This is a genomic window from Bradyrhizobium erythrophlei, from assembly GCF_042430365.1.
GTDB lineage: Bacteria > Pseudomonadota > Alphaproteobacteria > Rhizobiales > Xanthobacteraceae > Bradyrhizobium > Bradyrhizobium erythrophlei.
Window position 1 is genome coordinate 1 of the sequence record NZ_JBHMET010000220.1, and the last position, 13,825, is coordinate 13,825.

Genomic DNA, 13,825 nt, shown 5'->3' on the forward strand with positions numbered 1-13,825 from the left:
CGAGTGTTGGAAACCCAAACCTATCGGAAAGGACATGCTCACCGCCTCATGGTATCTACAAAGCGTGCCCCTCCTTGCCGGTCGCGTGAGCCTCACCCCGCGCCGATCAGCGGCACGGCCTCGTCGCGTTCGTAGAGGTAGAGCAGGCAGCGCGGCGCCTCGCCGCGCTCGTCCTTCAGCTTCGGATTGTCCTTCAGGATCCGCAGCGCCTCGTCGCGGGCCTGGGTGATGAGCTGGCCGTGCACGTCGGAGCGCGCGATGCGGTAGCCGGGCAGGCCGCTTTGGCGGATGCCGAGCACGTCGCCTTCGCCGCGCAGTTTCAAATCCTCCTCGGCGATCCTGAAACCATCTGTGGTCTCGCGGATCACCTTCAGCCGCGCCTTCGACATTTCGCCGAGCGGCTCCTTGTAGAGCAGCAAGCAGGTCGAGGCCTCGGAGCCGCGGCCGATGCGGCCGCGCAATTGGTGGAGCTGCGCGAGCCCGAAGCGCTCGGCATTCTCGATCACCATGATGGTCGCGGCCGGCACGTCGACGCCGACCTCGACCACCGTTGTCGCAACGAGAAGGCCGATCTCGTGCGCGGCGAACTGCGCCATCACACGATCCTTCTCGGCGCCCTTCATCTGGCCGTGCACGAGGCCGACGCGGTCGCCGAAGCGCTTCTGCAAGGACTCGTAACGCTCGGTGGCGTTGGTGAGATGCTCGGTGCCTTCGGCTTCGGATTCATCGACCAGCGGGCAGATCCAGTAGACCAGCTTGCCTGAGCCAAGTGCGCGACCGACGCCGTCCATCACCTCCTCGATCCGGCTCATCGGCACCGCGCGGGTGTCGATCGGCTGGCGGCCGGCGGGTTTCTCGCGCAGCTCCGAGACGTCCATGTCGCCGAAATAGGTGAGCACCAGGGTGCGCGGAATAGGCGTGGCGCTCAGCACCAGCACGTCGACGGCGTCGCCCTTGGAGGTCAGCGCGAGCCGCTCGCGCACGCCAAAACGGTGCTGCTCGTCGACGACAGCCAGCGCCAGCGCCTTGTAGACGACATCGTCCTGGATCAGCGCATGGGTGCCGACCAACAGATCGATCTCGCCGGCTTCCAGGCGAGCCAGCAGTTCGCGGCGCTCCTTGCCCTTCTCGCGGCCGGTGAGGATGGCAACCCGCAAGCCGGCGCGCTCGGCGAGCGGCGCGATGGTCTTGATGTGCTGGCGCGCCAGGATCTCGGTCGGCGCCATCAGCGCGGCCTGCTTGCCGACCTCGGCGACCGCGGCCGCCGCAAGCAGCGCGACCACGGTCTTGCCGGAGCCGACGTCGCCCTGCACGAGCCGCAGCATCCGCACCGGCTGGTGCAGGTCCTCGGTGATGGCGGCAACCGCCTCGCGCTGCGATTTCGTCAGCGCATAGGGCAGGGCGTCGATGACCTTCTTGCGCAGATGGCCGTCGCCGGCATTGCGGACGCCTGCCGGCCGGCGCAGCGTTGCGCGGATCAGCGCCAGCGCGAGCTGGCCGGCGAGCAATTCATCGAACGCAAGCCGCGACCAGAACGGACCGTCGGGGAGGATGTCGGTGAGTTCGACCGGCACATGGACGCGGGTGAGCGCTTCCCGGATCGGCGGGAACTTGCAGCGGCGGATCACCTCGGGGCTGATCCATTCCGGCAAATCGGGCAGCTTGGTGAGCGCCTGCGCGATGGCGCGGCGGAGCGAGCCGAGGGCGAGGCCCTCGGTCAGCGGATAGACCGGATCGATCCCCGAAAGTTTTGCGAAGCCGGCTTCATCGACGACGCGGTCGGGATGCACGATCTGCGGGATGCCGTCATACATCTGCAGCGTGCCGGAGACGTAACGCTTCTCGCCGACCGGCAGCAGCTTCTCGACATAATTGGGAGGGCTGCGGAAAAAGGTCAGCACGACGTCGCCGGTGTCGTCGCTGGCATAGACGAGGTAGGGCGCGCGCGAATTGCGCGGCGGCGGCGGGCGGTGGCGGTCGACGGTCACCTCGAGCGTCACCACGGTTCCGACCGAGGCATCCCGGATCTTCGGCCGCGCGCGGCGATCGATCACGCTCGCCGGCAGATGCAGGAGGAGATCGACGATCCGCGGCGTCTCGGCGCGGTCGAGCAGATAGCGCAGCAGCTTGTCCTGCTTCGGGCCGACGCCTTGCAGGGTCGTGACAGGCGCAAACAGGGGATTGAGCAGGCTCGGACGCATTGACGAATCTAAGACCGTTTCACTCCGTCATGCCCGGCCTTGTGCCGGGCATCCACGTCTTTTTTTGGCCTGGACGGGGGACGGCGCCCTTCGGACGGCGATGCCCGGCCATGACGATTTGCCGGCCATCGATGCAGAACAGATACTGACATCGGCGGCCTCCGCCGCTATATGAACCCGCGCCCGGCACGTCCGGGCTTTTGGCGTTGGATGGATTTTGGGACATGACGGGATCGGCACGATCGAGCGGTGGGCTCGATGACCGCCGCAAGCGGCTTTTGTTTCGCTGCTGGCATCGCGGCACCCGGGAAATGGACCTGATCCTCGGCCGCTTTGCCGACGCGACCATTGCCGGTCTGTCCGATCAGGAACTCGGCGAGCTCGAGCGCCTGATCGAGGTACCCGATCCCGACCTCTATGCCGCGCTGACCGGCGACCGGGTGCTGCCGGCCGAATACGCCACCGCGCTGTTCGACCGCGTCAGGGCGTTTCGCGCCGTGGATCCCAACGCATGAAATCGCCTGTCAAATCGCCGGCCGCAATGCTGGCGGCGGGCCGCGCGCTGACCTTTGCCAATGTTGCCGAAGGCGCGGAGGGGCTTGTCATCTCAGATCTCGCGCGCGCGATCGCGGCCAAGCCGAAGCCCTCGGCGGTCAGCCTTGCGGTGGTGTGCCGCGACGGCGCGCGGATGCAGCAGTTGGCGCGTGCGCTGGAATTCTTCGCGCCCGATATCGGCGTGATGCAAGTCCCGGCCTGGGACTGTCAGCCCTATGACCGCGTCTCGCCGCATCAGGGCATCCTGGCGCAGCGCCTGACCGCGTTGGCAAAGCTGTCGCGGCTGGTCGGAAGCGACAAGCCGCTAATCGTGCTGACCACCGTGAATGCGGTGGTGCAGCGAGTGCCGGCCCGCGAGCTCGTCGCGGCGCAGGCACTGTCGGTCGCGCCGGGCAATGTGGTGCCGATGGATTCGATCGTCGCCTGGCTCGAGCACAACGGCTACACGCGCTCCTCGACGGTGCGCGAGCCCGGCGAATATGCGGTGCGCGGCGGCATCCTCGACCTGTTTCCCGCCGGCCTCGACCAGCCGGTTCGCTTCGACTTCTTCGGCGACTCGCTGGAATCGATCCGCACCTTCGATGCCGAAACCCAGCGCACCTTGCTCGACATGCGCGGACTTGACCTTGTTCCGGTCTCCGAATTCCAGCTCACGACGGAGACCATCCGCCGTTTCCGCATGGGCTATGTCGCAGCCTTCGGCGCGCCGGAGCGCGACGACCAGCTTTACGAAGCCGTGTCCGAAGGGCGCCGCCATCCCGGCATGGAGCACTGGCTGCCGCTGTTCCAGGAGCGGATGGACACACTGTTCGACTATCTCGACGGCGCCGTGGTCGCAATCGAGCCGCAGAGCGAGGACGCTGCGCGTGAACGCTTCAAGCAGATCGACGATTACTACGAGGCCCGCCGCGAGGCGCTGGAGCATCCCGGCGGCGGCGGGGCGATCTACAAGCCGTTGCCGCCCGACCAGCTTTATCTGACCGAAGCCGAATGGACAAAACTGCTCACTGAGGCGCCGCTGGCGCGGATGACGCCGTTCGCGGTGCCTGAGGGATCGAGCGACGTGTTCGACGCCGGCGCGCGGCAGGGCCGTAATTTTGCGCCCGAGCGCACCGACGCCAATGTCAACGTGTTCGAGTCGGTCGTGGCGCATGTCGGCGCCTTGCAGGCGCAGCGCAAGAAGGTCGTGATCGCGCTGTGGAGCGAGGGCTCGCGCGACCGCATGGGCGCGATGCTGCGCGACCACAAGCTTCTGAACCTGACCAGCGTCAACACCTGGCGCACGGTGCAGGCGACGCCGCGCAACGAGACCATGCTCGCCGTGCTCGGCATGGAATCCGGCTTCGAGACCGACGAATTCTCCGTCATCAGCGAGCAGGACATCCTCGGCGACCGCCTGGTGCGGCCGCGCAAGGCGAGCCGCAAGCTCGACAATTTCATCTCGGAGGTGACGAGCCTGTCGACCGGCGACCTCGTGGTCCATGTCGAGCACGGCATCGGCCGCTTCGTCGGGCTCCAGACGCTCGAAGTGTCCGGCGCGCCGCACGACTGCCTCGAGCTGCATTATGCGGCGGACACAAAGCTGTTCCTGCCGGTCGAGAACATCGAGCTGCTGTCGCGCTACGGCTCCGACGGCGCCAATGTCGAGCTCGACCGCCTCGGCGGCAGCGGCTGGCAGGCGCGCAAGGCCAAGCTGAAGAACCGCATCCGCGAGATCGCGGGCGAGTTGATCAAGATCGCGGCCGAACGGCACCTGCACGAGGCGCCGAAATTCCCGCTGCAGCCGCATGTCTATGACGAGTTCTGCGCGCGATTCCCATATGAAGAGACCGAGGACCAGCTCGGCGCCATCACCTCGACGTTGAAGGACCTCGAGAGCGGCCGGCCGATGGATCGGCTGATCTGCGGCGACGTCGGCTTCGGCAAGACCGAGGTGGCGCTGCGCGCGGCTTTTGCCGCCGCGCTGGAGGGCAAGCAGGTCGCGGTCGTGGTGCCGACCACGCTCTTGGCGCGCCAGCACTCCCGCACCTTCACCGAGCGCTTCCGCGGCTTCCCGGTCAATGTCGCGCAGGCCTCGCGGCTGATCGCAACGAAAGAGCTGAACCAGGTCAAGAAGGGGCTTGCCGAAGGCCAAGTCGACATCGTGGTCGGCACCCACGCGCTGCTCGGCAAGACCATCAAGTTCAAGGACCTCGGCCTCCTGATCGTCGACGAGGAGCAGCACTTTGGCGTCAGCCACAAGGAGCGGCTGAAGCAGCTCCGCGCCCAGGTGCATGTGCTGACGCTGTCGGCAACGCCGATTCCGCGCACGCTGCAACTGGCGCTGACCGGCGTGCGCGAGCTCTCGATCATCGCCTCGCCCCCGGTCGATCGCCTCGCGGTCCGCACCTTCGTGGCGCCGCATGATCCGCTGATGATCCGCGAGGCGCTCTTGCGCGAGCGCTACCGCGGTGGGCAGGCGTTCTACGTCGTGCCGCGGATCGAGGACCTCGCCAGCGTCAAGGATTTCCTCGACAAGAACGTGCCGGAGATGAAGGTCGCGGTCGCCCACGGCCAGATGCCGCCGACCGTGATCGAGGACATCATGTCGGCGTTCTACGACGGCAAGTACGACATCCTGTTGTCGACCACGATCGTCGAGTCCGGCCTCGACATCCCGAACGCCAACACGCTGATCGTGCACCGCGCCGACATGTTCGGCCTCGCGCAGCTCTATCAGCTCCGCGGCCGCGTCGGCCGCTCCAAGCTGCGGGCCTATGCGCTGTTCACGCTGCCGGCGCAGCAGAAGATCACCGCGCAGGCCGAGCGGCGGCTGAAGGTGCTGCAATCGCTGGAGACGCTCGGCGCAGGCTTCCAGCTCGCGTCCCACGACCTCGACATCCGCGGCGCCGGCAATCTGTTGGGCGAGGAGCAGTCCGGCCACATCAAGGAAGTCGGCTTCGAGCTGTACCAGTCGATGCTGGAGGAGGCGATCGTCAACCTCAAGGCCGGCGTTGCCGAGCCAGCGGCCGACCGCTGGTCGCCGCAGATCACGATCGGCATGCCGGTCCTGATCCCCGAGGACTACGTCAACGATCTCAGCGTGCGGCTGTCGCTCTACCGGCGGCTCGCCGATCTCGACACCGACGAGGAGATCGACAATTTCGCCGCCGAGATGCGCGACCGCTTCGGCGTGCTGCCGGACGAGGTGCGCTATCTGTTCAAGGTCGCCGCGATCAAGGCCTATTGCCGCAGAGCAAATGTCGAGAAGGTCGACGCCGGCCCGAAGGGCGCCGTCATCGCGTTCCGCGACAACAGCTTTGCGCATCCGGAGCGGCTGGTCGGTTTCATCCGCCAGCACGGCCAGGCCGCCAAGGTCCGCCCCGACATGAAGGTCGTGTTCCTCCAGGATTGGGAGACGCCGGAGGAGCGGCTCGCCGGCACCACCGAGATCCTGCGCCAGCTCGCCAACCTTGCCGAGAGCAAGAAGGCGGCGTAGGGCTGGCACCATCCAGCCACGTCGTCATTGCGAGCGAAGCGAAGCAATCCATTTTTCCACGCACGCGGAGAGATGGATTGCTTCGTCGCTTCGCTCCTCGCAATGACGGCGAGGATCGTAGGGTGGGCAAAGCGCAAGCGTGCCCACCATCGCGAGCACAGTGTGGATGGTGGGCACGGCGCGTTGCGCCTTTGCCGACCCTACGCAGCTGAAGGTCGTCGCGATGGGTTTCAACACGGTCAGACCGTCGCCGGCGGCTACGACGCCGCGCGCTGCGACGTCGCGTGGAGCCGCGCCAAGAGCGATTTCGCCGTATCGTTCGACTGCAGCGCGGCGACCGTGACGGTGGGCTCGGCGCCGACGTCGCGCTTGCCGTGGCGGGTGTGGCGCATCACGCTCGATAGCCGCCGCGTGATCGCGTGCGCGTTGCGCAGGTCGGTCGCGGCGAACACGATCACGATCGAGCCGTCATCCTGCACGGCGCCGAAATCGGTCCGCCGCATCAGGCGGCTGATGATCCGCGCACCGTCGAACTGGGCGCGGGGATGCGCGCTTTCGAAGGCAAAGCGCGCCACCGAGAGGCCGCCGCCGCGCTCGATGGTCTGGTAGACGGCGGTGGCGAAATCGCGGTCGAACGCGGCCCTGGTGAGGAGACCGGTGCGCGCATCGATCAGGCCCTCGGCATCGATCGCACGCAGGGTGCGGCTGAGCCGTGCCTCGAAGGCGTGCTGGCGGATCAGCGGCAGCGCGATCGCGGCGATCCGTGGCGGCTCGGCTGCGATGATCTCGAGGTTGGGCATGTCGTAGCTCGGCGCGAGGTCGTCGGAGATCACGACGACAGGCAGATTGCGGAAGCGGACGTCCTCGGTCAGCACCGTGAGGAAGGCGTCGATCACCCGCAGCGTGAAACCTTCGGCGAGCACGATGCCGTCGATGTCGCGGTTGTTGAGATGCTTGGCCGCCGCCTCGATGCTCAGCGCGCCGACCACGCCGGTGCGCTCGCCGAGCGCGACCGACAACGCCGGATAGGCGCCGCCGCGGCCGATCAGAAGTGCGGTCGCCTCGCGCGCCGGATCGATGTCCGACAGCGCCATCGGTGCCGGCGGCACCAGGCGCCGCATCACCGTCGCATGCAGGCTGCGCACGCGTAACGATGCATTGAGCCGCGCGATCAGGCGATCGGGCAGCCGCTTGTCCTGGAAGAACGCGATCGCGGTCTCGGGCAGGGCGATCGCCGGGTCGACCGCGATCAGCGGCAGATAGGGCGCGCGGGCGGCGACACGCCTCGCCAGCGCGGCAAAGGTTGCGGCATCAACGCGGTCCATCGCCGCGATCACCGCCGCAGGCTGCACCTGTTCGATGGCGCGCCCGGCCTCGCTCCAGCCGCTCGTGACCACCGGAAACAGCGTTGCCTCATCGAGAACAGCGGCGAAGGACGGCTTGGGCGTCGCCGAGACGATGAGAACCGGGCCTTGCTGGGACATAAGAAACTCGAAGCCAATGCACGCATGCGCAATGGCCGCAATGCTAGGTCGGTTAGCTTAATGCGGAGTCAACACAATCCGCGGAGTTAGGTCAGCGGCGCGTTCGTACGGTCGCGAAATGCTTCGACCATCAACGGGTTAAGCCCGAGTTCCGTCAGCGCGTCGCGGGCTCGCGCGTTGTCCTGCGCGCGCCCCGCCAGCCGATGGCCGCTGAGCCGGTCCGGCAGCGCCGTGAGCAGCGCGCCCTGGCCGAGGCGGCGCGACCATTCCTGCAGATCGTCGGCAAGGAAGCGATAGCCGCCGACCGCCATCACGCCTGACGGCGGCGCGGTGATGCTGATGGCGCCGGTCGCCCGATCGAGGCGCGCGGCATATTCGGTGTCGACGAAATCGCGCGGCGGCGGCGCGATCAGCGTGTCATCAGGTGGAGGCGGCGGCGCATAGGCGGCGGCCGGGACCATCGGGCCGCGCAGGCCGAGCGTGCCCCTCGGCGTCAGCAGGATGTCGCCGGCGATCGCGGCACCCGGCACCTCGCGCGGCGCGCCATGCGGGCCGGGCTTGATCGGCGCCGGCGCGCCATCCTGCGCGGTGCGGCGGGCGCCGAACTGCCCGGCCTCGCCGAACAGATAGACGTCGGTCAGGCTGGCGCGCTGGGCCGTCCAGGACGCGCTGGACGCAACCTGTTCCGGCGCGCGCCAGAGGCCGATCACGGTGCGCAGGCTCGGCATGCGCTCCGACAGGCCGCGCTCGTCGAGCCGCAGGGCAAGCTGGGCGGGCGCGATCAGCGTGTCGCAGGCATGGTCGTTGATCTGCGTCTCCAGCACCTCCTCGTCGAAGGGGTGATGCAGCACCAGCGTGCCGCCGGACAGCAGCCAGATCACCAGCGAGCCGCAGAGGCCGGCAAACGACATCGGCGCAAACGCCGACATGATGGTCGCGCCCTGGGTGATATCGCTCTCCAGCGACATCGCTAGCCCCCCTGCGATCAGGCTGAAATGCGCGCGCGGCACCGGCCGGAGCCCTTCGCTGGTGACGTCGAAGGAGATCAGCGCCGCCTTGCGGCCGTCCTGGATCACCGAACGCGAGGTCCTGGAGTCCTGCAGGATCGCCTGGTCGAGCGAGGCCATGCCCTCGGGCAGGTCGCTGCCGAAGCCGCAGACATGGCGGATCGAGAACGCCTCCGCCGCGGCGTTCATCGCGAGGTCGGCGTAGGAGACGCCGTCGATCTTGCTGCTGGTGACGATCGCCCGCGCCGCCGTGCGGTTGAGGGCGGCGGTGAGCTCGGCTTGGCGCCACAATAGCGGCAGCGGCGCCACCACGAGGCCGACGCGATGCGCCGCAAGCACCGTCAGCACGAATTCGATCGTGGAGGGCAATTGCACCGCGATCACCGAATTGGCCGGCAGCCCGCTCTCGATGAAATGGGCCGCGATCGCGGAGATCGCGCGATCGGCCTGGGCATAGGTCAGCCGCTTGCGCGTCTGCCCGGTGATGCGTTGCTTGTTGAGGGGATCGACCAGCGCGAGCGCCTCCGGCTGCCGCACCAGGATCCGCTTGAACAGGGTGTCGAGCGTGGGCGAGACGGTCGTTTGCTGGTTCACGGGCTCAACTTCGGTTGCATCTGATGAGGTCGCGTCACTCGAACAGGATTACTGGAACAACGCACTTGGACGCACGCACTGCCGGCGCAGTCACTTGGACTGCGGATCGGCCTTCTGCCACCAGGTCTCCGGCAGGTACCCCGACAACGCCGTGGTCGAAGGCCGTTCTATCCGATTCCAGCGCGCGATCCATTGCTCCGCGGCGTTTAACACGGGAATTGCGTAGAAGCCGGACATCAGCGTCCGGTCCAGCGCCCGTACCGCCGAGACGAAGGCGGGGCGCTCCCGCGCTTCCAGCAGCGCCGCGATCAGCGAATCGATCGCGGGGTCCTTGACGCCCATGTAGTTGCGCGTGCCCGGGACGTCGGCGGCCTGGCTGCCGAAGTAGAACGACTGCTCATTGCCCGGCGAGAGCGATTGATCCCAGCGATTCTGGATCATGTCGAACTCGTAGCCGAGCCGGCGTTGATCGAACTGGACCGGATCGACGGCGCGTACGGTTGCCTCGATGCCGGCGCGCTTGAGGTCGCGCTGATAGGCGAGCGCAATCCGCTCCTGATCGCGCGTTGTCACCAGGATCTCGAAGCTGAGCGGCGTCTTCGTGGTGCGGTTGCGCAGCACGGTGCCGTCGAGGTCGTAACCGGCGTCCAAGAGCAAAGCGAGAGCCGCGCGCAGCGTCGTGCGGTCGCGGCCGGAGCCGTCGCTGATCGGCAGGCGATAGCGGCCGTCGAGCATGTCGGGGTCGATCCGCGCCTTGGCCAGCGTCAACAGCGTACGCTCGCGGTCGTCGGCCGCCCGCCCATAGGCCGACAGCTCGGAGCCGGCGAAGAAGCCGCCATTGCGGCCGTACAGGCCGAAGAAATAGTTGCGGTTGATCCACTCGAAATCGAACAACAGCGTCAGCGCCTTGCGGACGCGGACATCGGCGAACACCGGCTTGCGGGTGTTGAAGACCAGGAACTCCGAGGGCTGCGGCATTCCGGTCTTGATGGTGTCGCGGATCACCTTGCCATTGCGTGCGGCCGGGAAGTCGTAGCCGTCATGCCAACGCAGCGGCTCGGTTTCGACCCGGAAATCGAACAGGCCGCGCTTGAAGGCTTCGAACAGGCCGTTGGACTCGCGGTAGAAGTCGAGCCGGATCTCGTCGAAATTATAGAGGCCGCGGTTCGCCGGCAGGTCGCGGCCCCAATAGTCGGGATTGCGCGTCAGTGTCACGCTCGCGCCGGGCTTGACCGCGGTGACGCGGTAGGGACCGGAGCCGACCGGCCCGGTCAGGGTGGTTTCCTCGAAACTCTCGGGATTGACCGCGTGCTTGGGCAGCACCGGCATCAGGCCCAGGATCAGCGGCAGCTCGCGATCATTGGCGCCGGTGAGATCGAAGCGCACCGTCAGCGGATCCGGCGCCTCGGCTTTGGTGACTTTGGCATAGTACTGGCGATGGTTCGGCCGACCGTGATCGCGCAGCAGCGCCCAGGAGAACAGCACGTCCTCCGCGATGACCGGCTTGCCGTCCGCGAAGCGGGCGCGGGGATCGAGACGGAACGTGACGTAGCTGCGCGCGTCGTCGGTCTCGACTGTCCTCGCGAGCAGGCCGTAGAGCGTGAACGGCTCGTCATTGCCGCGCGTCAACAGGCTCTCGAGCACGAAGCCGCGGATCTGCTGCACGGCGAGGCCGCGCACGATCAGCGGGTTGAGGCTGTCGAAGGTTCCGAGAATGCCCCAGACCATCCGGCCGCCCTTGGGCGCGTCGGGATTGGCGTAGGGCATCCGGGCGAAATCGGCGGAAAGGGCCGGGGCGCCGTGCATCGCGATCGCGGTGCTCTCGGCCGCCCGGGCATGGCCCGCCGCCGCGCCGAGGCCGAGCGCCAGCGCCAGCCGTGCGACCATGCGCGAGCGGCGACGCCCGGACCGCGTCATCGGAACGCGCGAATTTGATTCGGGCACGACCACGGCAAAGCCTTATCACATCGGCTCGGATCCGGCCGTGACTTCAGCTCAAATCCGCTTGTCACCATTGATCTTTCCGCGCGCCGCTGTATTGAAGGCGTGCAATTGAACCGGCGGAATCCCTGTCACGTATCCGCCTCAATTGACGAGGAGACAGCCGCCCAAACGGCTATGTGTCGGCGCCTGCAGCGGTTTCGGGCGCTGCCGTTCAGAAAGGGTTTTCCGCAATGAATTTCCGTATCTTGGCCGCCCCGGTCCGGCCGCGTGGGCGAATTGTCGCCCTGATGGCGGCGACGGCTCTCACCGCAGCGCTTCTGGTTCCTGCTGCTCGGGCCCAGCAGCCCGCGACGCCAGCGCCCGCGGCACCGAAGGCAGCGCCCAAGGCGGCACCGAAGGCGGCCCCCAAGGCTCCCGCGCCCGCGGCCCAAGCGTCCCCGCCGGCCGCCGGCGGCCAACCCCCGGCCGCCGCGGCCCAGCAGCCGCCGCAGGATCAGCAGGTTCAGCTGATCTATGCACCCTGGACCAAGTTCTGCCTGAAGGGCCAGGAAGCCAACGCCAAGCAGGTGTGCTTCACCGGCAAGGACGGCCGCATCGAGTCCGGCCAGCCGGTCATCGCTGCCGTGATTATCGAGCCGGAAGGTGAGCCGAAGAAGATCCTGCGCGTGACGCTGCCGCTCGGCATGCAGCTTGTCCACGGCACCCGCGTCATCGTCGACAACAACGCGCCGCAGCAGGCACCCTATGTGATCTGCTTCCAGAACGGCTGCATGTCGGACTACGAAGCGACGGCGGACATGATCGCCAACATGAAGAAGGGCAACAACCTCGTGGTCCAGGCGATCAACTCCAACGGCGCGGCGCTGACGCTGCCGCTGCCGCTCGCGGGCGAATTCGCCAAGGCCTATGACGGCCCGCCGACCGATCCGAAGCAGTTCGAGGAAAACCAGAAGAAGCTGCAGGAAGAGCTGCAGAAGCGCGCCGAAGAGCAGCGCAAGAAGCTTGAAGGCGCGGGCGGGGGCGGCAACGCAGCCGCTCCGGCCAACCCCGCTTCGAAGTAAGCGCGGGGCCGGACCGCAAAAACAAAAGGCGCCCGATGGGCGCCTTTTTTCGTTGGACAGAGCGGAATGTCGTCCGGACGGGCGGGCCGTCAGTTCAGCGACGGATTGCGCGGGCGGTAGCCGCCCGACTTGTCCTTCACGAAGATCTCGGCGACCTGCGAATGGCGGATCGGTTCGCCGGAATCATCCGGCAGCAGGTTCTGCTCGGAGACGTAGGCGACGTATTCGGTTTCCGAGTTTTCCGCGAGCAGGTGATAGAACGGCTGATCTTTGTTGGGGCGAACCTCCTCAGGGATCGACAACCACCATTCCTCGGTGTTGTTGAACTCCGGATCGATGTCGAAGATCACGCCCCGGAATGAGAACACCCGGTGACGCACGATCTGCCCGATCTGGAACTTGGCGGTGCGCGCTTTGATCATGCCTCGTCGATAGACCATCATTGTGGCCGATGCTAGGGGCATGGCGGCGATTTAACCCCTGGTTTACCGATTCTAGCCGGCTGCAACCGGCCCGATATACGGCAGAGAAAACACTTTCAGAATGGTCGATATCCTCAATCTGGCGCTGCCGTATTTCGGCCTGATCTTCATTGGTTTCGCCTGCGGAAAGGCCAAGGGGTTGCCCGAGAGCGGGCTCGCCTGGATGAATTTCTTCCTGCTTTACGTTTCGTTACCGGCGCTGCTGTTCGGGATCATGTCGAAGACACCGTTTTCGGAACTGAACAACCCGCCATTCCTGATCGCCACCACGCTAGGGACCGTGACCGCGTTTTTCCTGTCGATGGTCGTGGGCAAGGCGCTCGGCGGTCTCACCCTGCGTGAGGCGACGCTCGCGGGCCTCTCGGGCGCCTACGGCAATATCGGCTACATGGGCCCGGGACTGGCGCTGGCCGTGCTCGGCGCCAAGGCGGCGGCGCCGACCGCGCTGATCTTCTGCTGTGACAGCATCTTCCTGTTCTCAATCGTGCCGCTGTTGATCGAGCTCACTGATCGTGACCATCCCTCGCTGTTGCATGCGCTCGGCGTGGTGATGCGGCAGATCGTGCAGAACCCGCTGATCATGTCGGCGGTGTTCGGTGCGCTGGTGGCGGCGTTCCACATTCCGCTGCCGGTCGCGCTCGACCGAACCATCCAGTTCCTGCAGAACGCCGCCGCGCCGATGGCGCTGTTCGTGCTCGGCGTCACCGTGGCCTTGCGTCCGTTCGAGCGGGTGCCGTGGGAGGTGCCCGGCGTGATCGCGATCAAGCTGTTGATTCATCCGCTGCTGGCGTTCGGCCTGATGCTGCTGTTCGGCCCGTTCGCACGGCCCTGGGCGGCCACGGCCGTGCTGATGGCCTCGCTGCCGCCGGCACTCAACGTGTTCGTGATCGCCCGCCAGAATGACACCTGGATCGAGCCGGCCTCGGTCGCGGTGCTGATCGGCACGTTTGCCTCGGTCGTCACGCTGACCAGCGTGATGTGGTTCATCCAGACCGGGCGGCTGGTCTTCCCTTGAAGAC

Annotated in this window: 9 protein-coding genes; 4 read left to right on the forward strand and 5 right to left on the reverse strand. The window is 66.8% G+C overall.

Annotation, left to right across the window (positions count from 1 at the left end; genetic code table 11):
* Window positions 1-92: 92 nt before the first annotated feature.
* The gene (gene recG / locus ACFFWD_RS30650) at window positions 93-2,201 is read right to left on the reverse strand and encodes an ATP-dependent DNA helicase RecG (protein ID WP_376971736.1); all 2,109 of its coding nucleotides are present in this window, start codon (window positions 2,199-2,201) and stop codon (window positions 93-95) included.
* Window positions 2,202-2,425: 224 nt separating this feature from the next.
* Between recG and ACFFWD_RS30655 the strand changes: the two genes are divergently transcribed.
* Together ACFFWD_RS30655 and mfd are read left to right on the forward strand one after the other, a co-directional pair.
* Window positions 2,426-2,716: an FAD assembly factor SdhE gene (locus ACFFWD_RS30655; protein ID WP_376971738.1), complete on the forward strand. Its 291-nt coding sequence runs from the start codon at window positions 2,426-2,428 to the stop codon at window positions 2,714-2,716.
* On the forward strand, window positions 2,713-6,234 hold the full coding sequence (gene mfd, locus ACFFWD_RS30660) for a transcription-repair coupling factor (RefSeq protein WP_376971740.1): 3,522 nt from the start codon (window positions 2,713-2,715) through the stop codon (window positions 6,232-6,234). Before ACFFWD_RS30655 ends, mfd begins: the two co-directional genes overlap by 4 nt.
* A 257-nt stretch (window positions 6,235-6,491) precedes the next feature.
* Here mfd and ACFFWD_RS30665 read toward each other — a convergent pair whose 3' ends face one another.
* The 3 genes from ACFFWD_RS30665 to ACFFWD_RS30675 form a co-directional block, all read right to left on the reverse strand.
* The gene (locus ACFFWD_RS30665; protein ID WP_376971742.1) at window positions 6,492-7,718 is read right to left on the reverse strand and encodes a GGDEF domain-containing protein; all 1,227 of its coding nucleotides are present in this window, start codon (window positions 7,716-7,718) and stop codon (window positions 6,492-6,494) included.
* Window positions 7,719-7,804: 86 nt separating this feature from the next.
* Window positions 7,805-9,319, reverse strand: coding sequence for an AMP-binding protein (locus ACFFWD_RS30670; protein ID WP_376971744.1), 1,515 nt, complete (start codon window positions 9,317-9,319; stop codon window positions 7,805-7,807).
* A gap of 90 nt (window positions 9,320-9,409) precedes the next feature.
* Window positions 9,410-11,206 carry an extracellular solute-binding protein gene (locus ACFFWD_RS30675; RefSeq protein WP_376971853.1) on the reverse strand — a complete coding sequence of 599 codons (1,797 nt, stop codon included), beginning with the start codon at window positions 11,204-11,206 and terminating at the stop codon, window positions 9,410-9,412.
* A 287-nt stretch (window positions 11,207-11,493) separates the two neighbouring features.
* Here ACFFWD_RS30675 and ACFFWD_RS30680 point away from each other — a divergent pair, with 287 nt between their 5' ends.
* Window positions 11,494-12,324 carry an invasion associated locus B family protein gene (locus ACFFWD_RS30680; RefSeq protein ID WP_376971746.1) on the forward strand — a complete coding sequence of 277 codons (831 nt, stop codon included), beginning with the start codon at window positions 11,494-11,496 and terminating at the stop codon, window positions 12,322-12,324.
* An 89-nt stretch (window positions 12,325-12,413) separates the two neighbouring features.
* Here ACFFWD_RS30680 and hspQ read toward each other — a convergent pair whose 3' ends face one another.
* Window positions 12,414-12,746, reverse strand: coding sequence for a heat shock protein HspQ (hspQ, locus tag ACFFWD_RS30685; RefSeq protein WP_376971747.1), 333 nt, complete (start codon window positions 12,744-12,746; stop codon window positions 12,414-12,416).
* A gap of 121 nt (window positions 12,747-12,867) precedes the next feature.
* Here hspQ and ACFFWD_RS30690 point away from each other — a divergent pair, with 121 nt between their 5' ends.
* On the forward strand, window positions 12,868-13,821 hold the full coding sequence (locus ACFFWD_RS30690) for an AEC family transporter (protein WP_376971749.1): 954 nt from the start codon (window positions 12,868-12,870) through the stop codon (window positions 13,819-13,821).
* Window positions 13,822-13,825 lie beyond the last annotated feature (4 nt).